The organism is Pseudosporangium ferrugineum (assembly GCF_003002065.1).
GTDB classification, from domain to species: domain Bacteria; phylum Actinomycetota; class Actinomycetes; order Mycobacteriales; family Micromonosporaceae; genus Actinoplanes; species Actinoplanes ferrugineus_A.
The window spans coordinates 113,783-139,636 of the sequence record NZ_PVZG01000009.1; the positions used below are offsets into that span (position 1 = coordinate 113,783).

A 25,854-nucleotide genomic window follows, 5' to 3' on the forward strand; every position below is an offset into this window, starting at 1 on the left:
GCCAGGTTCATGCTGCTGTCCGAGGTGGCGACCGAGCTCAACGTCTCCGACTCGCAGGTCTACCACATGGTGCGCAGTGGCGAACTGCCCGCGATCAAGATCGGTGGGCGGGGGCAGTGGCGGGTGGAGCGGGCGAAGCTCGAGGAATACATCGAGCAGAAGTACGCCGAGACTGCGGCCTGGGTGCAGGACAACCCGCTGACCGAGCGGGACGCCGAGTAGAGCGCCACTGCTGGCCGGATCTCCCACAGCCACTTCTCGGCTGCGCTGCCACTCGGTCATGACTCTCGCGCCACGGCTGGACGTGGCTCTTTTCAGTTCACGTCGTCGCGCCGCTGGATTCGGCTGCGGCAGGCCGGCCTCGGCGAGTTTTCCACAGGCTTCGAACCTGGCATTGACGCTCACCTACGTGACCCGGAAAACTCGTCGTCGTAAGCAAACGAAGGCAAACGCAAGGATCGGGGTGCGGTGTGTCGACGGTCGCGGTGGAAACGCAGCAGGCAGCTCCGGCAATCAAGCTTCGTCGGGCGCCCCGTGCCGACCCGCTCTACGACGACGAACGAGAGCCTGAGGTCTGGTCGTCGCCGCACCAGCTGACGCTGGAATGGTCTCCGGAGGCGACTCACCCCCGGCATTCCGGTCCGGCGAGCTCGGAGGGGCCGGGTGGCTCGCTCGTCGGCTCGGGCTCGGGGCCGGGGTCGGGGCGGGAATCGGGGTCGGGGCGGGAATCGGGGTCGGGTAAGGATGTCCGGTTCCTGGGCTCCCGCGCGCCGGAGGAATCGAGCGGGCCCGGGGTCAGCGCCGGCCAGGCACGCTCCGGAAGCCAGGCGCGCGGGGGCGGCCAAACGCGCGGAGGCGGCCAGACACGCATGGGCGACCAGACGCGCGAGGGCGACCAGACACGCATGGGCGGCCAAGCACACGGGGGCGGCCAAGCACACGGGGGCGGCCAGGCACGCGCTGGAAGGCAGGAGCGCTCCGGAAGCCAAGTGCCGGCCGGAAGCCAGGTGCGGGCCGGAAGCGGAGTGCGGGCCGGAAGCGGAGTGCGGGCCGGAAGCGGAGTGCGGGCCGGAAGCGGAGTGCGGGCCGGAAGCGGAGTGCGGGCCGGCGAGACGGTTCGGGCCGGTGGGCGAGGCAAGGTGGCGGGCGGCGTCGAATTCACTCGGTGGGGATCTTCCGGGGCGGCGGGGTCGGGGAGGTGGGCGGCTGCGGGGGCCTCGCCCGATGCCAAGCTCGCGGTTCGGCGGTTTGTGAGTTCCTGTGTCGAGGTGCTCAACGGGTATCGGCCGGCGGCGCATCTTCGGCGGCTTTCGCAGCCGAGGGAGGCGGCCGCGGTGGTTGCTCAGGGGTTGGTCGGGGCTCGGAAGGTTGCTGCGGCTCGGCGGGGGCCGGGGGTGCCGGTGCGGCTTCGGCGGCCGGCGCCGGTGGCGGTCGTCAAGTCGAGTGTCTGTGAGCCGCGGCCCGGGGCCGTCGAGGCCGCGGTGGTGCTGGTGATCGGGGATCGGACGTGGGCGATGGCGTTGCGACTCGAACAGCACGACGACGCGTGGCTGGCCACGGTCATGCGTCTTCTCTAGCTATTTCCGAAGGCCACGGCATCCCCCGGGGCGTCCGCTGAGCAGTGGAGGCGGCGGCCGTCCTGGGCCTCACCACGTCAGAACCGCGAGAACCGGGAGGCAGCCGCCGAGAGCAAGTGGACGACGGCACCGAGAGCAGCGTGGCAGCACCGGGCAGGGGCGGACGGCGGGATGCTTCGCGGGCGAGCAAAAGCCGGCGGGCCTCCAAGCGACGGGCCCCCAAGCCGCGAGCCCTCAAGCCGCGGGCTCCAAGGCGGCGGGCTCGCAGGCGGCGGGCTTCGAGGTGGCGGGGCGGGCGGAGACGAGAAAAGCCCGGCCCCCGCGACGCGCTTGCGGGGGCCAGCCTTTCGGATGGTGATTACGCGGCGCCGGGGGCTCCGTGGCAGCGCTTGTACTTCTTGCCCGAGCCGCAGTAGCAGGGGGCGTTGCGGGACGGGCCGTTGCTTGCTTCTGCCTGGCCGGAGGTGCGGGCGGCGCGGTGGGCGCCCGTGTGGGCCGGGCTGGGCGGGACCACCGGGGCCGAGCCGATGCCGAGGGCCGGGGCCTGCTGCTCCGGGGCCTGCTGGATCTGGGGGGCGCCGGCGTCGGCCTCGCCGTCGATGGCGGGGGCCGTGTACTGCAGGTTCTGGGGGCGGCGGGTGCCGCCGAGGCCCTTGGCGCGGACCTCGACGTGCTGCTCCTGCTGGTCGGTGGCGGGCATCGCGCGGGCCTGGGTCGGGTCGACCGTGACCGTGGGGGCCTCCTCGACCTGGACCTCAAGGTTGAAGAGGAAGCCGACCGCCTCCTCCTTGATGCCCTCCATCATCTGGTTGAACATGTCGAAGCCCTCGCGCTGGTACTCGACCACCGGGTCGCGCTGGGCGTACGCCCGCAGGCTGATGCCTTCCTGCAGGTAGTCCATCTCGTAGAGGTGCTCGCGCCACTTGCGGTCGATCACGGCGAGCAGGACCTGGCGCTCGAGCTCGCGTACGGCTTCCTCGCCCAGCTCGTCCTCGCGGGCCTGGTACGCCCGCTGCGCGTCCTGCTTGATCTGCGCGACGAGGAAGTCCTGGTCGATGCTGCTGCGCTCGCCGCCCGCCTCCTCGACGATGTCCTCGATCGTGCGGCTGAGCGGGAACAGGCGCCGGAGGTTCGTCCAGAGCTGCTCGAGGTCCCAGTCCTCCGCGTACCCCTCGGTGGTGGCGGCGGTGACGTAGTCGGTGACCACGTCGTCGATCATGTGCTGGGCCTGGTCGTGCATGTCCTCGCCGTCGAGCACGCGCTTACGCTCGGCGTAGATGACCTGGCGCTGCTTGTTGAGCACCTCGTCGTACTTGAGGACGTTCTTGCGGATCTCCGCGTTCTGGCCCTCGATCTGGGTCTGGGCGCTGCGGATCTGGCGGGTGACCATCTTCGACTCGATGGGCACGTCCTCGGGGATGTTGAAGCGCTCCATGACCGCCTCGACCGCGCCCGCGCGGAACCGCTTCATCAGGTCGTCCTGCAGCGACAGGTAGAACCGGGACTCGCCCGGGTCGCCCTGGCGGCCGGAGCGGCCACGGAGCTGGTTGTCGATGCGGCGGGAGTCGTGGCGCTCGGTGCCCAGCACGTACAGGCCGCCGGCGGCGATGACCTCGGCCGCCTCGCGCTCGCACGCCTCCTTGACGGACGGCATGACCTCTTCGAGGGCCTTCGCGTACTCCTCCGGGCTCTCCACCGGATCGAGGCCGCGCTGGTGCAGCTCGGCCGCCGCGAGGAACTCCGGGTTGCCGCCGAGCAGGATGTCGGTGCCGCGGCCCGCCATGTTGGTGGCGACGGTGACCCCGCCCTTGCGCCCCGCCTGCGCGATGATCTGCGCCTCCTGGGCGTGGAACTTCGCGTTGAGGACGCTGTGCGGGATGCCGCGGCGGCGCAGCAGCTGCGACAGGATCTCGGAATTCTCGACCGAGACCGTGCCGACGAGCACCGGCTGGCCGGTGGCGTGCCGCTCGGCGATGTCCTCGATGACCGCGTTGAACTTGGCCTTCTCGGTCTTGTAGATGACGTCCGGGTGGTCGATCCGGATCATCGGCCGGTGCGTGGGGATGCTGACCACGCCGACCTTGTAGACCTGGTTGAACTCGCCGGCCTCGGTCTGTGCCGTACCGGTCATGCCGCCGAGCTTCTTGTAGAGGCGGAAGTAGTTCTGCAACGTGATGGTCGCCAGGGTCTGGTTCTCCTGCTTGACCTCCACGCCCTCCTTCGCCTCGATGGCCTGGTGCATGCCCTCGTTGTAGCGGCGGCCGTGCAGGATGCGGCCGGTGAACTCGTCGACGATCAGGACCTCGCCGTTCTCGTCGACGATGTAGTCCTTGTCGCGCTTGTAGAGCTCCTTGGCCTTGATGGCGTTGTTCAGGTAGCCCACCAGCGGGGTGTTCACCGACTCGTACAGGTTGTCGATGCCGAGGCGGTCCTCGACGCGGGCGACGCCGCGCTCGGTGATGGCGACCGTGCGCTTGGCCTCGTCGACCTCGTAGTCGCCCTCGCCGTCCTTGCCCTTCTGGAGGCGGCCGACCAGGGCGGCGAACTCGCCGTACCACCGGGCGGAGTGCTCGCCGGGGCCGGAGATGATCAGCGGGGTACGGGCCTCGTCGATGAGGATCGAGTCGACCTCGTCCACGATGGCGAAGTTGTGGCCGCGCTGGACGAGCTCGGAGGCCGACCACGCCATGTTGTCGCGCAGGTAGTCGAAGCCGAACTCGTTGTTGGTGCCGTACGTGATGTCGCACTCGTACGCGGCGCGGTGCTCGGCGGCGGGCCGGTTGGGCAGGATCACGCCCACGGTCAGGCCGAGGAACACGTGCACCCGGCCGACCCACTCGGCGTCGCGCTGGGCGAGGTAGTCGTTCACCGTGATGATGTGCACGCCCTCGCCGCTCAGCGCGTTGAGGTACGCCGGGAAGACACCGGTCAGCGTCTTGCCCTCACCGGTCTTCATCTCCGGGATGTTGCCGAAGTGCAGCGCGGCGCCGCCCATGAGCTGGACGTCGTACGCACGCTGCCCGAGCACCCGCCGGGCGCCTTCGCGGGCGACCGCGAACGCCTCGACCAGCAGGCTGTCCAGCGACTCGCCGTCGGCATACCGCTGTTTGAACTGCTCGGTCTGCTCCCGCAACTCGTCGTCGGTGAGGTCGGTGTAATCGTCCTCGATCGAGTTGACCGCGTTAGCGATCGCCTTGAGGCGTCGCACCATGCGGCCTTCGCCGGCGCGTAGGACTTTTTCCAAAATCGACACGGGTCAACGCTCCCCTAGACGGTCTGCCGAACCATCGTAGGCGTCTTCCGGGGGAAGCCGTGACCCGAGCCTCCCACTAACCTCACAAAGGGGACGAAACAGGGCTGAGAGTTCGCTGACAGCGCATCCCGGCGGCCGCCGCGACCCCCACGGAACCGCACGCGAGGGCAGGATGGCCCGATGCCCACCCCCGATCTTCACGTGGACGAGTTGCGGCTCCGGCCGTGGACACCCGGCGACGCCGAGGAGGTCTTCCGGGCCTGTCAGGACCCGGACCTGCACCGGTGGCTGACGGGACTGCCCCACCCGTACCGGATGGCGGACGCCCGGACCTTCGTGGGTAAGACCGCACCGGCCAAGCTGAGCGGCGGGCAGGCCGTGCATCTGGGCGTCTTCGACGATCAGGGTCTGGTCGCCGGCGTCGCGCTCAACGGCATCGACCGGCGGTCACGGACGGGCGGCCTCGGTTACTGGTCGGCGCCGTGGGCGCGGGGCCGGCGAGTGACCGAGCGTGCCGGCCGGGCGTTACTCCGATGGGCGTTCGAGGAGGAAGGCCTGACCAGAATCGACTGGGAGGCCACGGTGGGTAATCACGCCTCGCGCCTGACGGCGCTGCGGCTGGGCTTCCGCATGATCGGGACGCGGCCCGCTCCGGCCAAGTGGCTGGGCGCGCTGACCGGCGAGGATCTCACGCTTCCGGGGACGGACGTGCCCGATTCCGTACGCCGGGCAGCGCGCGTTTTCGGCGCGGAGCACCCGGCGATCCCGGCGGGAACACTCACACTGCGTAAGCCGGCCGAGCGGGACGTGCCGGCCATCGTCGCCTGCCGTAACGACCCCGCGGTCGTGCGGTGGTTCGGAGTGCGGCTGCCGTACACCGAGGCGGACGCCCTGCGACATGTGCGGGTCAACGTGCCCCGGCGCTGGTCCGGAGGCGAAGAAGCCGTATTTGCGGTTGTGGACGCCGATGACGCGTACAAAGGATTGGTCGATCTGAGATTGAGCGGCACGGACCCGGCGGCGGGCGAGGTGGGTTTCCTGATCGCCCCCGAGGTGCGCGGCCGGGGGTATGCGGTGGCGGCGGTGCGGGCGCTGTGCGACTGGGCGTTCGGGACGCTCGGCCTCGCCCGCATCGGATGGCGCGCCGAGGTCGGCAACGACGCGTCGCGGCGCGTCGCGCGGAAGGCGGGCTTCACGATGGAAGGTCTGCTGCGGCAGGCGCTGGTGATCGACGGGGAACGGCGCGACTGCTGGACGGCGTCGGTGCTGAGAGGTGAGATGGCGTGATCGTGCCCACGATTGCCGGGGACGGCGTGCGGCTGCGCGGCCTGCGCGCCGACGACGTGGACGAGCTGGTCGCCGGCTACAACGACCCGGAGATGCGGCGCTTCATGCCGATGCTGCCGGCGCCGTTCACGCGGGCGCACGCCGAGGAGTACGTGACGGACCTGGCGCCGCGGTTGTTCGCCGCGGGCGGCGGCTTCTACGCGGTGACCGATCCGGTGAGCGACCGGATGCTCGGCGGCATCGGGCTGGACCGGGTGCAGCCGGGACGCGCCCAGGCGGAGATCGGATACTGGACCGCCGCACGGGCGCGCGGGCGGGGATTGGCGACCGCGGCCGTGCGCGCCCTCTCCGAGCATGCCTTCCACACCGGTCTCGCCCGCCTCGAACTGCTCACCCAGCGGGAGAACGTGCCGAGCCAGCGGGTCGCGCTCGCCGCCGGCTTCCAGCCCGAGGGTGTACGCCGGGCGGCCCTGCCCGGCCACGACGGCGAACGCGACGACGTGCTCGCCTACGCCCGGCTCGCCACCGACCCGCCCGGCCCGGTCGAGCGGCTCCTGCCCGACCTGCCCGGCGGTGAACTCACCGACGGCGTGGTCACCCTGCGCCCGCTGACCGGGGCCGACGCCGGCTTCTACGCCGAACTCCACTCGCTGGAGGACATCGTCGCGACCAGCGTGCCGCCGATCCCGCCCACCCCGGAGCAGGTGCGCCGGCGCTGCGCCTGGGCCCCGTCGCACTGGCTGGCCGGCGACCGCGCGGACCTGATCATCGTGGACACCGCGACGGGTACGCCGGCCGGCGAGATCGACCTCTACTACCAGGAGCCGCGCACCGGCCAGGCGATGATCGGCTACAGCATGATGCCGGCCTGGCGCGGCCGGGGTTATCCGACCCGCGCGGCGCAGCTGCTGTCGCTGTGGGCGTTCGCGGAGACGGGGATCGCCCGTCTGATCGCGGGGGCGCTGCCGGAGAACCTCGGCTCCCAGCGGGTGCTGGAGAAGGCCGGGTTCAAGCGCGAGGCCTACCTGCGGTCGCGGCTGCCGGGGCTGGACGGGCGGCGCAACGACGACGTGCAGTTCGCGCTGCTCGCGGAGGACCTGCTGATCGAGGGGCCGCGGCTGGACGGCTGAGGCTCGTTCTCCGGTGGCTCCTGCGGGCAGTAAGCCGGTCGCGGCCGGTTCGCTTCCCGGAGGCGCCCCCTTGCCGGGGCGGGTTCGCCGCCCCGGATCGGAGTCGCCGGCTCAGCCCGCACCGGGGCGGGATCCCCGCCGCCCCGGAGGAGCCGCTGATCGCGTTACGCCGTCGTCTCCAGGCTGAGAATGCCGTAGTCGTAGCCGCGCCGCCGGTACACGACGCTGGGCCGGCCGCTCTCCTTGTCGAGGAAGAGATAGAAGTCGTGCCCCACCAGTTCCATCTGGAAGAGGGCGTCGTCGACGGTCATCGGATCGGCGGGGTGCTCCTTCTCGCGCACGATCCGCCACGGCTGGCTGTCGTCGTGCTCGGCGAGGTCGGAGGTCTCTTCGACCTGCGGCGTGAGGCTCGGCAGGTCGGTCGGGAGCCCGGCGGTGGCGGCGGCCACGGAGAGCGGCGCGTGCCGTCCACGGTGTACGCGGCGCCGGTCGGCTGCGCGGCGCAGACGCCCGTCGAGCTTGTTGATCGCGGCGTCCAGCGCGGCGTAGAAATCCTTGGCACAGGCTTCGGCCCGGATGACAGGCCCGCGGGTCACGACGGTGATCTCCACGCGCTGGCAGTTGTCCGACTGCCGCGGGTTGCGTTCGTGGAAGAGCTCCACGTCGACTCTGATCAGCTTCTGGTCGTAGCGTTCGACCTTGGCAAGTTTGTCGGCGACATGTTCCCGATAGTGATCAGGAACCTCAACGTTGCGGCCCTTGACGACAATGTCCACTCGTGACCTCCCCCAACGCTTGCACTTCAACGCGGTGTGCTGGTGTCGGTGACGACGGGGATCAAGGAGCGATCCCGCGCTCGTGACCGAATCGGCTTACGAGGACGCTCCTTTCCGGTGCGGCGGGTCGGACGTGATCGACTTCGCTCCGGTGGCGGGTAAGGCGTGTCGCTTACCCTCGTCACCAAGACGCTAACCTGCCGACGCCTGCCCGTCACCCCTCGTTCGGGGAATGGAACGGATGACTTTCGACCCTGGCAGGGCGGCGGCACGACCCCTGGGCGACGCGGGCCCGCGGACCTTGCGCAGCCGGGTCGCCGCCAGCACCGCAGCACCCGCGACCTGCATGTCCACCTCCCGCAGCCGGGTTGTCACCGCGGCCAGCGTGGCCCCGGTGGTGACGATGTCGTCCACCACTATCAGGGTGCCCCCGATAGCCCGCCGCCGTCGCGGAATACCGATCCCGTCACCCTTGATTCGCAGCGAACTCTCAGCAGCCGTCGCTCGTTCGGCTACGTTCAGTGACGCGGAGTCAGCACGCGGCAGCGCCCGCAACGGCCGCCGAAGCTCGGCCTCCCACCCCGCCCGCCGCAACCGTCGCACGGCGTGCCGGGCAAGCCGCGCCATGTGATCACCATGCCGCTCCCGCGCCGCCCGGGCCGTCGACGGCACCGGCACGACGATCAGCGGCCCGTCCCCACCGGCCCGCACGGCCATCTCCGCGACCGCGCCGGCCAGCAACGCCCCCAACGGCCGGGCGAGCCGGTGCCGGCTCCTTTCCTTGTACGCCAGCAGCACACCCCGCAGCGGCCCGGCATAGGGCCCCACGGCCACGCAGGCAGGCATGCCGGGCGGGGACGGGTCGGGAGCCGTCGGGTACGCCCGCAGCGCCTCCAGGACGGCGACACAGGCCGCACAGACGCCGTGGTGAAGCGTGGTGCCGCCGGCGCCCGTGGTGCCGCCGGCGCCCGTGCGGCTGCCGTGGCCCATGCCGCCGCCTGGGGTGCCGCCGCCTGGAGCGCCAGCGCCTCGGGTGCCAGCGCCGGGAGCGCCGCCGCCTCGGGTGCCAGCGCCTGGGATGGTGTCGCCTGGGGTCGCATCGCCTGGGGTGGCGTCGCCTGGGGTGGCGTCGGCGCCGCAGCCGGCGCACGTGGCGGGCAGAACAAGGTCGGCCAGATCGGCACCGAGCCGTCTCGCCCGCGTCAGCAACGCGGGCGAGACGGGCCGTCTCACCCGCGCCACCCGGGGAGTCGGCCCGGGGCAGCCCACCCGCGCGTGGACATCGCGGTCGACCCGGCCGCGTCGATCCCGCCGCGCACCTGCCGGCGGGTGGGGGTCTGCGGGGCGGCTCATGGGGGTCAGCGGAGGAAGAAGGGTGCGGTCGGCACCACGCCCGCCGGCGGGTTGGTCATCGGTTCGGCGAGGTCGCCGACGCCGATGCGGACCGGGCCGGAGAGGACGTCGAAGGACGCGCCGTTGGCCATGTACTGGACCACGTCCGCGGTCGACTTGCCGCTGACCGGGCTCACCGGGTAGGCCGCGAGATACGTGACCGTCTCCACGCCGATGTCCGGCTGCGGCTCGGTGGAATCCGTGCCGTCGATCGTGGTGTCGATGATGGCGACGCGGTCGCGGTCGGCGCGGGTTCCCGCCACGAGCACCGACGTCTCCGTGGCCCAGTCGACGGCGGAGACGGATCGCAGCGCCGGGACCTGCACCGGCTCGGGCGCGCCGAGCCGCGGGCCGTCGCCGTCGGCGGTGATCACGGCGACGTAGAGCTTGTCGCCGACGACCAGGGCGACCCGCTGCCCGTCCGGCGCCACGGCCACGGCGGAGATCCGCCCCGAGGGTCCCGTCCACGTCACCGGGCGCACCGGGGCACCGTCGGCGGAGAAGCCGTACAGCTTGCCGCCGACCACGATCAGGCCGTTGGCGCCGGTCTGCGGATCGTCGGATGTGATCGCCCACACCGGCTGGCCGGTGGAGCCCCCGGGCAGGGCGACCCGGCGCAGGTCCGTCTGCTGCCCCATCGCCGCCCCACCGACGCGCAGCACCTGACGGTTGCCTTCGGTCGTGACGAGCGCGGCGTACCGGCGGTTGGTGGAGCTCTGCGCCAGCGCGGCGGCCTTCACCTTGTGGTTGGCGTCGGGCCGGATGACCGGGATCGGCTCGGTGGCCGCGGGCGTACGCGACATCCGCCGGATCTGCGAGTTGTAGATCAGGAAGCGCTCGGGCGACTCGGCCAGCCGATACGACGGGTTGCTGGTGAGGTAGTCGTTGCCGTCGTAGTCGTTCGGCTCGTCGTTGCCGATCTTGAGCTCGAGAACCCGCGACAGGTTCCGCTTGAGCGACCACATCAGCTGCCGGCGGAGCCAGTCCAGCGCGGTCGGATCGTCGGCCGGCTGCACCGCCTGGGCGCTGAGGTTGATCTGCAACTTGTCGTTGTCCACGGCCGGCACGTTGCCGAGCAGCGCGGTGCCCTGCGGCAGCCGCTCCACGGCGTCGGCCAGCCACCGTGACGGCCCGTCGATCAGCCACTTGATGATCTGCTGCGGCTCCTGCTCGGAGGGCATGTCGGCGGAGAGATACCGTACGTCCGGCACGAGCGCGGAGTGGTCACGGTTCCAGAAGTAGATCGTCCGGCGCTCGAAGTACGTGGTGAAGGCGCTGTCGCTGAGCAACAGCACCGGAGGCGCCTTGGTGATGTAGAGCCCCTCCCGCCCGCTCAGCGTCGAGACGGTCAGCTCGTACGTCTGGATGCCGGTGTCCGCCTCCGAGTCGAGGCTCCCGTTGTTGCCGAGCACCCCGAGGGTCTTCACCTTGAGCGTGACCTTGTCGCTGCCCGGGTTGACGAGCGGCGTGTCGGCGAGGTGGACGACCCTGATGTCGCTGGGCGCCTTGAACGTGGCCGCCACGGCGGGCGCGAGGAACCTCCGCACCCGTTCGAGCGCACCGTCCGGATCGCCGGCCGCGGCCTCGAGGTAGTACTGCACGAACTCGGCGGTGTCGGTCGTCGACTCCCGCTCGTGCCGCGGCGGCGCGCCGTCGTCGCCCGAGGCGAAGCCGGGAGAGGGCCCCGGGCCCACCTTGACGACCTCGGTGTTGTCGGGGATGCCGCAGCCGCTCAGCAGCAACGAACCGCTCAGCACGACGGCGAACAGCAGATGCAGGCCCCGGCGGCGCGAGGCGGCCGGCAGCACAGGGATCAACCTCATCGACCCACCTCCGCGGGCTCGTCGGTATCACGCTCATCAGCCCCATGGGCCCGGCCTGCATCGCCGGACCGGTCGGGACGGGAAGCGTCATCGGGCCGGCCAGCATCTGCGGACCGGTCCGGGCGGGCGGCATCACCGCCGGACCGGTCGCGACGGGAAGCGTCGTCGAGAAGCTCCGGGTCGGCCGGAGCCCCCGCGGTCGGCCCCGTGGAGCTGGATCCTGTTGCCGGCGCGGCCGTGGACACAACAGCGGCGGGAGGCACGCCGGGCCCGAGAGCGGCGGCGGACGCGCTGGACCCCGGGGCGACGGCGGACGCGCTGGACCCCGGAGCAGCGTGAAGCGCGCTGGACCCCGGAGCAGCAGGAGGCGCGCTGGGCTGCGTAGCCCCGGGAGGTGCGACGGGTCCGGGCGGGGCTGGCGGCGCGACGGGTCCGGGCGGGGCGGGAGGCGCGGTAGCCGTAAGGGCCACGGGGGCCGGCGGTGACGGTGGGGTGGGCGCCAGGCGGGCGGCTGGGGGGTCGTCGATGGCGCGGTCTCGGGGGATCAGGGGTAGGGGGGCCGCGACCAGGCGGTCGCCGGAGCGGACCGGGAGGGTCAGGCGGAATTGGGCGCCGCCGCCGGGTTCGCCCCAGGCTTCGAGCCAGCCGCCGTGCAGGCGGGCGTCCTCGACCGAGATGGAGAGGCCGAGGCCGGTGCCGCCGGTCTGGCGGGCGCGGGAGGGGTCGGCGCGCCAGAAGCGGTTGAAGACGAGGCGTTCCTCGCCCGGTTTGAGGCCGACGCCGTGGTCGCGGACCGTGACGGCGACCGCGGCCTCGTCGGTGGCCAGGGTGACCTCGACCGGGCGGCGTTCGCCGTGCTCGACCGCGTTGCCGACCAGGTTGCGCAGGATGCGCTCGACCCGGCGGGGGTCGACCTCCGCGATGACCGGGGTGTCGGGCAGGCGCAGGTCGATGGTGACGCCGACGCGCTCCGCGAGGCCCTCGAGGTGCTCGGCGACCCGCTCCACGATCGGGACCAGGTCGGAGTGCTCGGCGTCGAGGGCCGCGAAGCCGGCGTCGAAGCGGCTGATCTCGAGCAGGTCGGTCAGCAGGCTCTCGAAGCGGTCCAGCTCGGCCTGGAGCAGCTCGGCGCTGCGGGCCACGGCCGGGTCGAAATCCTCGCGCTCGGCGAAGATCAGGTCCGCGGCCATCCGTACGGTGGTGAGCGGCGTCCGCAGCTCGTGCGACACGTCGGAGGTGAACCGCCGCTGCAGCCGGGACATCTCCTCGAGCCGCACGATCTGGCGCTGGAGGTTCGCCGCCATCTGGTTGAAGGAGGCGGCGAGCAGGGCCAGGTCGTCCTCGCCGTCGACCTTCATCCGCTGGTCGAGCAGCCCCGCCGAGAGGCGCTGGGCGGTGCGGGCGGCGACCCGGACCGGGGTGACCACCATGCGGGTGACCAGGCCGGCGACGACACCCAGCAGGATCACCAGCGCGATGCCGGTCACCAGGACCGTGGTGCGGATCTGGTTGGCCGCCCGGTCCTCGGTCGTCAGCGGTACGAGGTAGTAGAGCTCCATGTGGCCGAAGCTGGTCGGCACGGGTGACCCGTACACCAGGTATTTGGTCCGGACGCCGCCGACCTCGGCCGTGCGGATCTGCTGGGCCACCAGGCTCTCGCGGGCGACGTCGTGGACCAGCTCGTCGGTGATCAGCGAGGTGGTGTCGACCTTGGTGGAGGTGACCGGCTTGAGGTCGGGGAAGTTGCCGGCGCGCAGCGAGACGATCGAGCCGCCGCCCTCCGCCGGGGCGCCGTCGGCCAGGCGGGTGACCGTGTCGTTGATCGTCGTCGGCAGCTCGGGGTCGCGGACCTGCCGGTGCACGGTGAGCTGCTTGGTCGCGTAGTCGAGCTTGCTCTCCATCTGCGAGCGGACCTCGTCCTCGGCCCGCTCGAGCAGGATCTTGGTGCTGCGGTCGGCGATGAACCAGCCGAAGCCGCCGACCAGAAGGCTGGACGCGACGAGGGTGAGGGTGACGACCCGCAGGTGCAGGGAGCGCCGCCAGGCTCGGCGGGCGGGCGCGGAGAACCGCATCCCGCGGCGCACGGCCGCACGCCAATACCGCCGGACCACCCGTAGGGTGCGGCGGATCGGCATCGGGAGCCAGGCAGGAGCACGCATCGGGGGCAAGGTTAGCCCGTCCGGGGTCCCGCACCCGCCCCGCAAGGCTTACCGACTCCTGACGATTCACCCAAGCCGCCCGGTCCCCGCCCCGCGAGACCGGAGCCGGCCGCGCGGGATCGGGGGCGGGCGGGCCGTGGAGGGATCAGCCCGTGCCGGCCTTGTAGCCGACTCCCCGTACGGTCAGGATGATCTCCGGTCGTTCCGGGTCGGGTTCGATCTTGGCGCGCAGCCGCTGGACGTGCACGTTCACCAGGCGGGTGTCGGCCGCGTGGCGGTAGCCCCACACCTGCTCGAGCAGCACCTCGCGGGTGAACACCTGGCGGGGCTTGCGGGCGAGCGCCACCAGCAGGTCGAACTCGAGCGGGGTCAGCTTCACCTCTTCGCCGTCGCGGGTGACGGTGTGCGCGGGCACGTCGATGGTGATCTGGTTGCCGGGCGGGCCGATGGTGAGCAGCTCCGGCGCGGCGTCCTCGCCCCGGCGCAGGCGGGCGCGCATCCGCGCCACGAGCTCCTTGGGCTTGAACGGCTTGACCACGTAGTCGTCGGCGCCGGACTCGAGGCCCAGGACCACGTCGACGGTGTCGCTCTTGGCGGTGAGCATGACGATCGGGATGCCCGACTCGGTGCGGATGGCCCGCGCCACGTCGATGCCGCTCATGCCGGGGAGCATCAGGTCGAGCAGGACGATGTCGGGCCTGTTCTCCCGGAACGCGGCGAGGGCCCGCTCACCGTCGGCGACGAAGGAGGGCAGGAAACCTTCGCTGCGCAGGACGATGCCGAGCATCTCCGCCAGAGCGGGGTCGTCGTCGACGACGAGTACGCGGGCTCTCATGCGATCCAATATTGCACTGTCCCCTTCGAGCCCGTGTGACCGCCCGTCGATCAAGACCGAAAAGCCGGGACCTGATCAGGAGAACAGCGCCCGGCCCCAGTGGTCGCCGGCGCCCGTCACGCCCGGCGGGCAGGCGAACAACGCGAGCGACACGGGCTTCAGATACTCGTTCATGTCGTCGTGCCGTGACAGGTTGAGCTGCACCGGCACGAACTGCTTCCGCGGGTCCCGCTGGTACGCCATGAAGAACAGCCCCGCGTTGAGCCGCCCCAGCCCGTCCGACCCGTCCACGAAGTTGTACCCGCGGCGCAACAGCCGGGCCCCGCCGTTCAGATCCGGGTGCGCCAGCCGTACGTGCGCACCCTGCGCCATCGTGTGCACGTCCGGCTCGTCGAACTCCTCGGTGCGGCCCAGCGGCGCGCCGGTGCCCTTGTGCCGGCCGACGATCGCCTCCTGCTCGGACAGCGACGTGCGGTCCCAGGTCTCCACGATCATCCGGATCTTGCGGGTGACCAGGTAGGAGCCGCCCGTCATCCATTCGGGGCCGTCGCCCGGCTGGGCCCAGAGGTGCTGCTTGAGCAGGTCCGTCTCTTCGAGCTTGAGGTTGGCGGTGCCGTCCTTGAAGCCGAAGAGGTTGCGCGGGGTGGCCTGGGCCTGCGACGTCGAGGACGTACGCCCGAAGCCCAGCTGCGACCACCGCACGCTGACCACGCCCATGCCGATCCGGGCGAGGTTGCGGATCGCGTGCACCGCCACCTGCGGGTCGTTGGCGCAGGCCTGGACGCACAGGTCGCCGCCGGACAGCGACGCGTCGAGCACGTCGCCCGGGAAGTGCGGCAGGTCGTCGAGGGCCGGTGGGCGCTTCGCGGCGATGCCGAAGCGGTCCCGGCCGGAGGCATCGCGGAACAGGGTGGGGCCGAAGCCGACGGTGATGGTGAGCGCGGACGGCGGCAGGCCGAGCGCCTCCCCCGTGTCGTCCGGCGGGGCCTCCGGCACGCCGCCGACGGCGCCGATCTCGCCGGCGTCGCGGCCGGCGGTCATCCGGGCCGCGGCGGCCGTCCACTCCTTGAGCATCGTGACGAGGCGCTCGCGGTCCTTGGTGATGACGTCGAAGGCGACGAAGTGCAGACGGTCCTGGGCGGGCGTGGTGATGCCGGCCTGGTGCTCCCCGGTGAAGGGGACGGCGCCGTGCACCCCCGCGGCGTCGTCGTCGCCCGTCTCGCCGCGGACGAGGGCGCCGCCGACCGCGGCGGCACCGGCGATCCCGGCCACGCCGACGCCGGCGAGCGCGATGGCCCGCCGGCGCGACACGGTGCTGTCAGTCATGGGCCCGACTCACTTCTTCGAGACGACCGCGGCGACCTTGGAGATCGGCTCGGCGAGCGCGTTGATCGCATCCGACAGGCTCTTCAGGTCGGCCTGGGTCAGCTGGTTGTGCAGCTTCCATCCGTCGCCGGCGCGGTGCTTGCCGAGGGCGGCGTCGACGTTCGCGAACTCGGTGTCGAGGGTCTTGACCAGGGCCGGGTCGCGCTCCTCGAGGACCGGGCGCAGGGCGGCGACGGCGGCCTTCGAGCCTTCGACGTTGGCGTTGAAGTCCCACAGGTCGGTGTGCGAGTAGCGGTCCTCCTCGCCGGTGATCTTGCCGGTGGCGACCTCGTCGAGGAGCTCCTTGGCGCCGTTGGCGAGCTGCAACGGGGACAGCTTCTCGGCGTTGGCCCGGGCGACGATCTCCTTCACGTCGGTGAGGAGCTGGTCGGCGATCGGGCCGTCCTTGGAGAGGTCGGGCTTCGCGGCCCACAGATCCTTCTCGAGGCGGTGGAAGCCGGTGAACGGCATGCCCTCCTCGATGACCTCCTCGCGCCCGTCGATCTTCGGGTCGAGGTCGCCGAAGATCTCGGCGACCGGCTCGATGCGCTCCCAGTACGTGCGCGTGACGGGGAACAGCGCCTTGGCCTTGGCCACGTCGCCGGCCTTGACCGCGGCCACGAACTCCTCGGTCTTGGGCAGCAGCGCGGCGGTCTGGCTCTTGACGTAGCGGGAGTAGCTCGCGGTGGCGTCGGCGAGCTTCGCGTCGTCGGTCAGCGGCGCGGCCGAGCCGGAGACGGTGAACGCCGCCCGGATGCCCTTGCCGCTCATCCCCGGCTTGCAGGCCGTCTCGTACGTGCCGGCGGGCAGCTCGACGTGCAGTTCGCGGGACAGCCCGGGGGCGATGTTCTCCACCTCGCCCATGACCCGGTCGCCGGGGGCGTACACGTAGAACTCGGTGACCTTGTTGCCGCCGTTGGTGATCGAGAAGACGCTGGTGCCCGCGTCGACCGTGCTCTTGGCGACCTCGCAGGCGGTGTCCGAGGCCTTCACGGTGATGGGGCCGCCGCCCGGCGCGGACTTCGCGGAGCTGTCGCCGTCACTGCCGCAGGCCACCAGGCTGCCGCCGAGGAGACCGGCAGCGGCCAGCGCGAGCAAGGGGGTGGTACGCATGGAACGGTTCTCCTACTGCTGAGGCGCGGGCGCCGGGGCGGGGGTTTCACGTGCGGGCGCCGGCGCCGACCTGCGCGCGGGCCAGAGGAAGATCGCGAGCACGGGCAGCCCGTACGCGGCCCAGGCGACGGTCTCCAGCACCGACGCCGTCGGGGTGATGTTGAACATGCCGGTGAGCAGGGCGGTGTACCAGGCGTCCGGGTTCAGCACGCCGCTGACGTCGTACGCGAGGCTGTTGAGCCCCGGCAGGACGTTGGCCTCCTGGAAGTCGTGCACGCCGTACTTGAGGATGCCGGCCGCGACCAGGATCAGCAGGGCGCCGGTCCAGGTGAAGAAGACGGAGAGGTTGATGCGTACGGCTGTCGCGTACATGATCCAGCCGATGACGACGGCCGAGGCGATGCCGCCGAGCAGGGAGAGCAACGGCCCGGTGTTGGACGACGCGCCCTGGACGGCCGAGTAGAAGATCAGCGAGGTCTCGAGGCCCTCGCGCACCACGGCGAGGAAGGCCATCACGGCGACCGCGATGGAGCCGACCGCGAGCGCGTCCTGGAGCTTGCTGCGCAGCTCACCGGCGATGGACCGGGCGGCCTGGCGCATCCAGAAGATCATCCAGGTGACGAAGGCGACGGCGAGGATCGAGGTGACCGCCTCGAAGAGCTCGCGGTGCTCGTACTTCTGCAGCAGCGTGGTCGAGGTGTAGCTGAGCAGCCAGCCGAAGAAGACGGAGAGCGCCACGGCCAGCCCGACGCCGGCCCAGACCTGCACCAGGCGGTCCTTGCGGCCGGCCTTCACCAGGAAGGCGACGAGGATGCTCACCACGAGCGTGGCTTCCAACCCCTCGCGCAGGCCGATGAGGTAGGTGGCGAGCATGGCACTCCGTCTGCTAAGGCATCCCTAAGTAAGGCTCGGCATACCTTAGCCACGGCGGAGGCCGTTCAGTCAAGCTGGACCACTATCTGCCTGGTCACAGCCGCCAGAACGACGCGGGCGGCCGCGCGGGCCGCCCGCCCGCCGATGATCAGCGGTCGAACTCTCCGGCGCGGACGCCGGCGATGAACTCGGCCCATCCGAGCGCCCCGAACTCCAGCACCGGCCCCGAGACGTCCTTCGAGTCCCGGACGAAGACCGCGGAGGCCGCCGAGGCGATCTCCACACAATGCCCGGCGGCGGCGCTACGGCTGCTCTTCCGCCAGGTCAGAGCGTTGTTTTGCAAGGTCATACCCCTTCACGAATGGTTAATCAACCGCTTCAACGACACTCGATTCACCGAAGACCGTCACCCGTACGGGCGACGAGCTCGCGGGTCGCCCCCACCGACAACGCGCGCGAACGGAGGTCCGCGAAGGCGTCCCGGTAGACGGCGACGTCGGTGTCCCTGGTCCGCAACTGACCACCCATCAGATCCTCGCTGTGCACCACCGGCGCCTGCCCTTCGGCGAACTCGAAGATGACGAACGCCTCCCCCAGCGCCGCGTGCGCGCCGGCGGAGAAGGGCAGCACCCGCAGCTCGATCCCCGGGCGCTGGCTGGCGTCGTACAGTCGCTGCAGCTGACGGCGCAGGACGGCCCGGCCGCCGACCTGCCGGTGCAACGCCGACTCGTCGAGCACCACGCACAGGCTCGGCGGCGGCTCCCGGGTCAGCACGCTCTGCCGCGCCATGCGCAGGGCGGTCCGCCGCTGCAGGACCTCGGGATCGGTGACGTCGGCGCCCACCTCGATGACCGCATGGGCGTACTCGTCGGTCTGCAGCAGGCCCGGCACCACCTGGGCCTCCCACTCGCAGATCCCGGCGGCCTCGGCCTCCAGCGCCACGAACTCGTCGTAGCGGTTCGCGACCGACGAACGGTACGGCGCCCACCACACCCGCTCCCGCCCGCGCCCGGCCAGCTCGCGCAGCCGCGCCGACTCCCCCGGCGGCACACCCAACTCCCGGAGCAGCCGCTCCAGGTCGTCCTGGCTGATCCCGGTCCGCGCGGTCTCGATCCGGCTGAGCTTGGACTCGGACCACCCGAGCAGCCCCGCCACCTCCGCCCCCCGCCGCTCCCCCCGCAACCGCCGAAGCTCCTCGCCCAGCTCCCGCCGCGCGGCCATCGATGTCGGTCTCGCCACGCGCCCCACCGTACCGGCTACTCAGTGCAACTTGCATGACACTTATTGCACTTGCAGATCGGCCGTGACCATGTGCTAATAGGAAAAGAGGTATGAACTTGGTGCAGGTCGCCGGGCGGGGGACCAGGCACCTCGCGCATCGCCTGCGGGGGCGGCGCGCAAACAGGAAAGCGGACCGGCGGCGGCAACCACCGGTTCGCTTTTCCATTTTTTCAGTACGGCCACAGCGCCCCCGACCGCACCACCGGCCCACAGCCCCCACGCGGACGCGACCAGCGAGACTCCGGACCGCCCGACGGCGGCGCGCCGATCGTGCCGGACCCGGCAAGACCCGCGCTCCTCGACGGCAAGCCCGGTCGCGAGCCGCACGCGCGTGCGGCGACAGCCGCGGGTCCCGGCTGACAGATCCCGGACAGTGCCTCACAGGCAGCAACCTCGGACGACGGACCCGAGCGCGGCCCGAGCCCCGAGCGTCGGACACGGAAGCAGGTCGCGGGCGAGGACGGACAGCGAACGGGGCGGCAGGTCAAGACCTGCCGCCCCGTTCATCCCCCCGGTTTGGTACCGCGCGCGTCCGTGGGACCCCCCGATCACCAATGACGCTGCGTGGTTATAGCTTCACACTGCGCACACGCACCTGTCAAGCAAATCCTGAAATTTCCGTTTTTGTCTTGGGCGGTTGCCCGATGCTCGTCGGTGGCGCTCCTCAAGCCGAGGACGGAGGGCGGCCGTCGAGGGTGTTACGGGCGGGCGCCGGAACGCGTCCGCCTCGCGTCTCACGGGCGAGCGCCGGAGGGCCGCCTGCTGCGCGTGTCACGGGGCGAGCACCGGAAGCCGTCCACTGCGCGTGTCACGGGCGAGGGCCGGAGGGCCGCCTGATGCACGTGTCACGGGCGAGGGCCGGAGGGCCGCCTGATGCACGTGTCACGGGCGAGCGCCGGAGGGCGTCCACTGCGCGTGTCACGAGCGGGCGCCGGAAGCCACGTGCACCGCGACACCCGCAGTCCCCGCTCCGTTCGCTGCGCGGGTCACGGGCGAGGGGGCCGGAGGCCGTCCGCCGCGGGTGTTATGGGGCGGGAGCGGCCAGGAAGAGCTGGCCTACGCCCGCGGCCGTGGCCGGGCCGGTCTTGGCCGGGAGGTAGGCGGCCGTGCCCGGGGTGAGTTCGACCGGGGTGCCGTCCACCGCCTCCGCCACGTACACGTCGCCCTGGGTGCCGAGGACGATGCGGGGGCCCTCGGCCGGCAGGCTCAGCGGCGGGGTTGCCGGGCCCAGGTCGAGCCGGTAGAGGGCGAACTCGCGGACCGGGACCTGCCAGGTCGTGACGCCCGGGGCGAGTGCGGTCGGGGGCAGGATCGGGTCGGTCAGGACCTCGAAGCGCAGCACGTTGAGGAGTTCGTCGACGTCCACCCGTTTCGGGGTGAGGCCGCCGCGGAGGACGTTGTCGCTCGCCGCCATGATCTCGACGCCGGTGCCGGTCAGGTACGCGTGCAGGTTGCCCGCCGGCATCCAGATGGCTTCGCCGGGCTGGAGGCGTACGTGGTGGAGCAGGAGCGCGACCAGCACGCCCGGGTCCCGTGGGTACGGGGTGGCCAGGGCCGACGCCAGCGCCGACGCCCCCGACGCCACGGCCTCGGCGATCAGCGCCTCGCGGTCGTCCGCCGGCCACGTGAGCAGCGTGTGCACGGCGTCGCGCAGGCCGGGCGCGCCCCGGCGCAGGGAGTCGGTGACCGGCTTCAGGCGGGGGATGCCGAACGCGTCCAGGGCGTCCGCCGACTCCTGGGGGTCGCGGAAGCCGCACAGGGCCTCGAACGGCGTGAGCGCGACCAGCATCTCCGGCTTGTGGTACGCGTCCGTGTAGTTCCTCGGGGCGTTCGGGTCGGCCTCCTGGGCGGCGAAGGCCTCGCGGGCGTAGTCGGCGTCCGGGTGCGCCTGCAACGACAGCGGAGACTCCGCCGCGAGGACCTTCATCAGGTACGGCAGGCGTGCCCCGAACTCCGCGGCTGTCCCGGCGCCGAGCTGGCCGTCGGGGTCGCCGGCGATCAGGTCGGCGAGGCTGACCGGCCCCTCGTCCCCGGCGACCGTCGACGGGTCACCGGGGTGGGCGCCCAGCCACAGCTCGGCCTCGGGCTCGCCGGTCGGCGCCGGGCGGCCCTGGAGCTCGGCCAGCGAGGTGCGTGAACCCCAGGCGTACGGCCTGATCACGCCGGTGAGCGGTAGTACAGCAGCCACCGGGCCGCCCCCGTTTCCGTGTGTCGTGGAGGAACGCCGCTCAGGTGGCGACGGCCGGGTCCGCCGGGGACGACTGCGCCGCCTTGGCCGGGCGGTAGATGTCCGGCTCCAGGTAGATGACCCGGGCGATCGGCAGCGCCTCGCGGATGCGGGCCTCGGTCTCGTTGATGTGCCGGGCCACCTCCGCCGCGCTCTCCGTGGCCGGGACCGCGATCTTCGCCGCGACCAGCAGCTCCTCGGGGCCGAGGTGCAGGGTCTTCATGTGGATGATGCGCTCGACGCCGTCGCCCTGGAGGATGGCCCGCTCGATCGACGCCACGTCCTCCGGGTTGGCGCCCTCGCCCAGCAGCAGGCTCTTCGTCTCGATCGCCAGGATGGCCGCGATCGCGACGAGCAGCAGGCCGATCATCCCGGTGCCGACGGCGTCCCAGAGGCCGTCGCCGGTGATCAGCGTGAGCACCACGCCGAACAGCGCGAAGATGAGGCCGAGCAGCGCGCCGGCGTCCTCGAGGAGCACGACCGGCAGCTCCGGGGCCTTCGCGCGGCGCACGAAGTTCACCCAGGAGGTGTTTCCGCGGACGTGGTTCGACTCCTGGATGGCCGTACGGAACGAGAAGCTCTCCAGGCCGATGGCGACCACCAGCACGGCGACCGGCACCCACTGCCACTCGTGGATGCCCTCACGCTCGTGCAGCTTGTGGTACGCCTCGTACAGCGCGAACAGGCCGCCGACGCTGAACAGCACGATGGAGACGATGAACGCGTAGATGTAGCGCTCCCGGCCGTACCCGAAAGGGTGTTCCGGGGTGGCCTTGCGGGTTGCCCGCTTGCCGCCGAGCAGCAGGAGCGCCTGATTGCCGGAGTCGGCGACCGAGTGGATGGCCTCCGCCAGCATCGACGACGAGCCGGTCAGGATCCAGGCGACGAGCTTGGTGACGGCGATGCCCAGGTTCGCGGCCAGCGCCGCGACGATCGCCTTGGTGCCTCCGCCGGCGCTCACTGCAGTGCCTCGGGCATGGGATTCGACAGTTCCTTCATCTCGTTGATGGCCGGCACGGCCATGGGGTCGAGGCCGTGGGCCAGGGCCAGGTAGATGGACGCGAAGTCCGGTACGGCGGTCAGCGACGCGAGCCGCTCGAGCGCGGAGCCGCCCTCGGCGGTCACCACGTCGCAGCGCACGCCGCGGCGCTCGGCGAGGACCTGGACGGCGTCGGCGCGGCGTTCCTCCACCGCGATCGGCTCGTCGGCCTCCTCCTCCGGGTTGAGGCCGCCGTCGCGCATGATGACCAGGCGCAAACGCGTCGTCGGAGCGTCGTCGTCATCGCCGGGGTCGGCGAAGATGTCGCGGGTCGACTCGGCCAGGCCGCCGAAGGGGCCGTCGAGCAGGCCGACCCGGCCCCGGCCGGCCTCGCCCAGGGCGCCGGCCATCACCGGGTAGCGGGCGTTCGCGGCGAGCGTGTCGGCGAAGCGGCGGGCGGCGACCGTGGCGAGCGGGGACGAGCCCCACACGATCGGCACCGAACCGGCCAGGTCGAGGGCGAGCGACTTCGCCGGGTTGACGAACGACTCGGCGCCCGGACGGCAGCGCTCGGCGTCGGCGTCGAGGCGCGACGCGGTCTCGGCGAGGTCGGCCTCGTTGACCTTGACCAGGCCGAGGCTGCGGGCGGCGAGCAGCACCGGCACCGCGAGGCCCCACAGGCTGGCCCGGGCGGGCGCGCGCCGCGGCACCGGGATGAACGGCGCCCGGGCCCGCTCGGCGACGGCCTGCAACTCAGAGTCGGGGTTGCCGATCGCGACGAGCCGGGCGCCTCGGCGGGCCGCGGCGTCGGCGGCGGCCAGCGCCTCGGGGCTGCGGCCGGACGCGGACACGGCGATCACCACGTCGGCGGCGCCGACCCAGCCCGGCACGCCCGCGCTGCGGTGCCCGATCACCGGGACCGGGCAGCGCGGCCCGGCGACGGTGGCCAGGATGTTGCCGGTCAGGCCGGCCGTGCCGATGCCGGCGACGACGACCGCGCGGGGGCGGCCATCATCGGCGAGCAGGCCCAGGTTGGCCTCGGCGGCCAGCGCGGCCGACTCACGGACCTGGGCGCCGGCGGACGCGGTGGCCCGCAGCATCCCGCCGGGGTCCTTGGCGAGCATCGCCTTCTCGTCCTCGAGCAGCGACTCGTCGGCGACGCGACGGCCGGTGATCCCGGCCGTGCCGTCGTCAGGGCTCGCCATCAGGACACCTCCCCGAGCGGCGTGGCCGGGCGGGCCGTGATCTCCGGCGACTGCGGATCGAGGGCCACCGAGCGGCTCCTTCACGTACGCGGGACGGGACCAGGTGATCCTAACCGTGGACGCCGTCGCGCACCGCGCAGCGGCGGGCGGTGTGACCCGCCCGGTACGACCGGGCCCGGCCGGCGGGTCAGGCGGGGCCGGAGCCGGGCCGGGCCTCGTCGAGGAGCAGCACCGGGATGTCGTCGCGCACCTCGAAGACGCGCCCGCACTCGGTGCAGGTCAGCGTCTGCCCCGCCGCGTCGTACTCCAGCGGGGCGTGGTGCGTGTCCGGGCAGGCCAGGATGTCCAGCAGGTGCGGGTCGAGGGCCACCGAACGGCTCCTTGGGTACGCGGGGTCGAGTCTGACCCCGCGATCCTAGCTACCCGCGGACGATGGCGAGCACCTCGTCGCGCAGGACCGCCATCCGGTCCGGCTTCGGCGCCTCGACGTTCAGGCGCAGCAGCGGCTCGGTGTTGGAGGCGCGCAGGTTGAACCACGAGCCGTCACCGAGGTGCACGGTCATCCCGTCGAGCTCGTCGAACGTGGCGTCCGGGAACGCCGCGCGCACCTCGTGGATCTTCGCCGCGGCGTCCGCGACCGTCGAGTTGATCTCGCCGGAGGCGGAGTAGCGCTCGAACTCGGCCGCGAAGTGCGACAGCGGTTCGTCCTGGCCGCCGAGCGCGGCCAGCACGTGCATCGCGGCCAGCATGCCGGTGTCGGCGAACCAGAACTCGCGGAAGTAGTAGTGCGCCGAGTGCTCGCCGCCGAACACCGCGTCGGTGCGGGCCATCTCGGCCTTGATGAAGGAGTGGCCGACCCGGCTGCGCACCGGCTTGCCGCCGTTCTCCGTGATGATCTCCGGCACCGCCGCGGACGTGATCAGGTTGTGGATCACGGTGGCGCCGGGGAACTTCGCCAGCTCCCGCTTCGCCACCAGGCCGGTGATCGCGGACGGCGACACCGGGTCACCGTTCTCGTCCACGACGAAGCAGCGGTCGGCGTCGCCGTCGAACGCCAGGCCCAGGTCGGCGCCGTGCTCGCGGACGGCCGCCTGGAGGTCGACGAGGTTGGCCGGGTCGAGCGGGTTGGCCTCGTGGTTGGGGAACGAGCCGTCCAGCTCGAAGTACAGCGGCACGATCTCGAGCGGCAGCGCCGGGAGCAGCTGCTCGCCCAGCACGGCGGGGACCGTGTGGCCGCCCATCCCGTTGCCGGCGTCGACGACCACCTTGAGCGGGCGGATCCGGCTCAGGTCGACGAGTGAGCGCAGATGCTTCGCGTACCCCTCGAGCAGGTCGAGGTGCTCGATCCGCTCGGGCATCCCGGCGACGGCGTCGAGGTCGCCCAGCAGCTCCTCGGCCCGCAGCCGGACGATGATGAGGCCGCTGTCCTGGCCGACCGGCCGGGCGCCGGCGCGGCACAGCTTGATGCCGTTGTACTGCGCCGGGTTGTGGCTGGCGGTGAACATGGCGCCGGGCAGCCCGAGCGACCCGGAGGCGTAGTACAGCTGGTCGGTGGAGGCCAGGCCGATGTGCACGACGGCGGCACCGGCGGAATTCGCGCCCTCGGCGAACGCCGTGGCCAGCGCCGGGCCGGTCTCGCGCATGTCGTGACCGATGACGATCTTCTCGGCGTCGTCGCCGGACTCCCGCAGCATCTCCACGAAGGCGGTGCCCAGGGCCCGGGCCACGGTCTCGTTGAGCTGGTCGGGCACGACGCCTCGCACGTCGTACGCCTTCACGAGCTGGGACAGATCAGTCAACGCGCACCCCTCGGCAGAAATCTGGTCCCGCCGAGACTAACGGAGCGCGGGTAGCCGCCAGGTCGCATTCGCGCGGCGTCACCATCTCGGTGCGGTTACCGCAACGCGTCGCGGCAGGCCCGATCGGCGAGCCTGGTCGTCTCGGGCAGCCGGAACCGCGATGCGAGCCGCAAAGTCAACGCGCACGCGCCGTCGAGGTCCATCCGATGTCCGACGGACACGAACACCGGTTTCACCCCCTGGCGCGTCCGCAGCACCGCCCCCACCGTCTCGCCGGCGTCCACGAGGTCGGCACGCGCGCCCCGGCGGTCGTCCGGCTGCTCCCACGTGCCGACCAGCGGCGTCTTGCCCACCCCGTACGACGACAGGCCGGTGAGCACCCCCAGATGGCAGGCGAGCCCGAAGCGGCGGGGGTGGGCGAGGCCGTGACCGTCGCAGACGAGAACGTCGGGGCGGACGGTGAGCTTGCCGAGCGCCTCCAGCAGCGCCGGCACCTCGCGGAAGGCGAACAGGCCCGGCACGTACGGGAAGGCCGCCTCGCCGCGCACCACGGCGGTGTCCCGCACCCGCAGGTCGGCGGCATCGAGGACGACCACCGCCGCGGCCAGCCGTACGCCGTCCTCGTGGTAGGCGACGTCCAGCCCCGCGACGGTGGCCGGGGCGGTGGGGCCGTTGCCGAGGATGAGCCGGGACCGGAGGGCGTCCTGGGTGGCCAGGGCTTCCTGCTCGCCATAGAGAGCTGTCGCATCCACGCCGCCAGCCTATGCGGGTACGCCGGAG

At 72.0% G+C, this 25,854-nt stretch carries 20 protein-coding genes and 1 pseudogene; 4 read left to right on the forward strand and 17 right to left on the reverse strand.

Annotated features, from left to right (window positions below):
• Positions 1-9 precede the first annotated feature (9 nt).
• Positions 10-222: a helix-turn-helix domain-containing protein gene (locus tag CLV70_RS19995; RefSeq protein WP_211303828.1), complete on the forward strand. Its 213-nt coding sequence runs from the start codon at positions 10-12 to the stop codon at positions 220-222.
• Between the two features lie 683 nt (positions 223-905).
• Positions 906-1,577 (forward strand): Rv3235 family protein, encoded by a 672-nt coding sequence (locus tag CLV70_RS41140; RefSeq protein WP_245908362.1) that lies wholly within the window; start codon positions 906-908, stop codon positions 1,575-1,577.
• A 358-nt stretch (positions 1,578-1,935) separates the two neighbouring features.
• On the opposite strand, the gene secA is transcribed toward CLV70_RS41140, so the two are convergent.
• Complete coding sequence (secA, locus tag CLV70_RS20005; RefSeq protein WP_106128057.1) at positions 1,936-4,830, reverse strand: preprotein translocase subunit SecA; 2,895 nt, start codon at positions 4,828-4,830, stop codon at positions 1,936-1,938.
• Positions 4,831-5,010: 180 nt separating this feature from the next.
• Here secA and CLV70_RS20010 point away from each other — a divergent pair, with 180 nt between their 5' ends.
• Both CLV70_RS20010 and CLV70_RS20015 read left to right on the forward strand, forming a co-directional pair.
• A complete protein-coding gene (locus tag CLV70_RS20010) occupies positions 5,011-6,117 on the forward strand; it encodes a GNAT family N-acetyltransferase (protein ID WP_106128058.1) in 1,107 nt (368 codons plus the stop codon).
• Positions 6,114-7,247, forward strand: coding sequence for a GNAT family N-acetyltransferase (locus CLV70_RS20015; RefSeq protein ID WP_106128059.1), 1,134 nt, complete (start codon positions 6,114-6,116; stop codon positions 7,245-7,247). Before CLV70_RS20010 ends, CLV70_RS20015 begins: the two co-directional genes overlap by 4 nt.
• A gap of 164 nt (positions 7,248-7,411) precedes the next feature.
• Here the strand turns inward: CLV70_RS20015 and hpf are convergent, their stop codons facing one another.
• The 16 genes and pseudogenes from hpf to nfi form a co-directional block, all read right to left on the reverse strand.
• Positions 7,412-8,023: a ribosome hibernation-promoting factor, HPF/YfiA family gene (hpf, locus tag CLV70_RS20020; protein WP_106128060.1), complete on the reverse strand. Its 612-nt coding sequence runs from the start codon at positions 8,021-8,023 to the stop codon at positions 7,412-7,414.
• Between the two features lie 192 nt (positions 8,024-8,215).
• The gene (locus CLV70_RS20025; RefSeq protein WP_146164107.1) at positions 8,216-9,013 is read right to left on the reverse strand and encodes a ComF family protein; all 798 of its coding nucleotides are present in this window, start codon (positions 9,011-9,013) and stop codon (positions 8,216-8,218) included.
• 368 nt (positions 9,014-9,381) lie between these two features.
• Positions 9,382-11,238 (reverse strand): LpqB family beta-propeller domain-containing protein, encoded by a 1,857-nt coding sequence (locus tag CLV70_RS20030; protein WP_106128061.1) that lies wholly within the window; start codon positions 11,236-11,238, stop codon positions 9,382-9,384.
• Positions 11,239-11,657: 419 nt separating this feature from the next.
• Positions 11,658-13,373, reverse strand: a pseudogene (gene mtrB, locus CLV70_RS20035) (MtrAB system histidine kinase MtrB); the annotation flags it as partial.
• A gap of 169 nt (positions 13,374-13,542) precedes the next feature.
• Positions 13,543-14,232 carry an MtrAB system response regulator MtrA gene (mtrA, locus tag CLV70_RS20040; protein WP_071802806.1) on the reverse strand — a complete coding sequence of 230 codons (690 nt, stop codon included), beginning with the start codon at positions 14,230-14,232 and terminating at the stop codon, positions 13,543-13,545.
• A 75-nt stretch (positions 14,233-14,307) separates the two neighbouring features.
• A complete protein-coding gene (gene efeB / locus CLV70_RS20045; protein WP_106128062.1) occupies positions 14,308-15,558 on the reverse strand; it encodes an iron uptake transporter deferrochelatase/peroxidase subunit in 1,251 nt (416 codons plus the stop codon).
• 9 nt (positions 15,559-15,567) lie between these two features.
• Entirely contained in the window at positions 15,568-16,710 is a 1,143-nt protein-coding gene (efeO, locus tag CLV70_RS20050) for an iron uptake system protein EfeO (RefSeq protein WP_106128063.1), read from the reverse strand.
• Between the two features lie 12 nt (positions 16,711-16,722).
• Positions 16,723-17,583, reverse strand: coding sequence for an iron uptake transporter permease EfeU (gene efeU / locus CLV70_RS20055; RefSeq protein WP_106128064.1), 861 nt, complete (start codon positions 17,581-17,583; stop codon positions 16,723-16,725).
• 148 nt (positions 17,584-17,731) lie between these two features.
• Positions 17,732-17,932, reverse strand: a complete 201-nt coding sequence (locus CLV70_RS20060) for a DUF397 domain-containing protein (protein WP_106128065.1) — start codon at positions 17,930-17,932, stop codon at positions 17,732-17,734.
• Positions 17,933-17,976: 44 nt separating this feature from the next.
• Entirely contained in the window at positions 17,977-18,822 is an 846-nt protein-coding gene (locus CLV70_RS20065; protein ID WP_245908339.1) for a helix-turn-helix domain-containing protein, read from the reverse strand.
• 1,066 nt (positions 18,823-19,888) lie between these two features.
• Positions 19,889-21,052, reverse strand: coding sequence for a mannose-6-phosphate isomerase, class I (gene manA / locus CLV70_RS20070; protein WP_106128067.1), 1,164 nt, complete (start codon positions 21,050-21,052; stop codon positions 19,889-19,891).
• 40 nt (positions 21,053-21,092) lie between these two features.
• Positions 21,093-22,052 carry a cation diffusion facilitator family transporter gene (locus CLV70_RS20075; protein WP_106128068.1) on the reverse strand — a complete coding sequence of 320 codons (960 nt, stop codon included), beginning with the start codon at positions 22,050-22,052 and terminating at the stop codon, positions 21,093-21,095.
• Positions 22,049-23,275, reverse strand: coding sequence for an SIS domain-containing protein (locus tag CLV70_RS20080; RefSeq protein WP_106128069.1), 1,227 nt, complete (start codon positions 23,273-23,275; stop codon positions 22,049-22,051). The genes CLV70_RS20075 and CLV70_RS20080 overlap by 4 nt, the downstream gene beginning before the upstream one ends.
• A 187-nt stretch (positions 23,276-23,462) precedes the next feature.
• Complete coding sequence (locus CLV70_RS20085; RefSeq protein ID WP_106128070.1) at positions 23,463-23,645, reverse strand: Trm112 family protein; 183 nt, start codon at positions 23,643-23,645, stop codon at positions 23,463-23,465.
• A 49-nt stretch (positions 23,646-23,694) separates the two neighbouring features.
• Complete coding sequence (locus CLV70_RS20090; RefSeq protein WP_106128071.1) at positions 23,695-25,074, reverse strand: phosphomannomutase/phosphoglucomutase; 1,380 nt, start codon at positions 25,072-25,074, stop codon at positions 23,695-23,697.
• A 95-nt stretch (positions 25,075-25,169) separates the two neighbouring features.
• Positions 25,170-25,826: a deoxyribonuclease V gene (nfi, locus tag CLV70_RS20095; protein WP_106128072.1), complete on the reverse strand. Its 657-nt coding sequence runs from the start codon at positions 25,824-25,826 to the stop codon at positions 25,170-25,172.
• Positions 25,827-25,854: the final 28 nt, after the last annotated feature.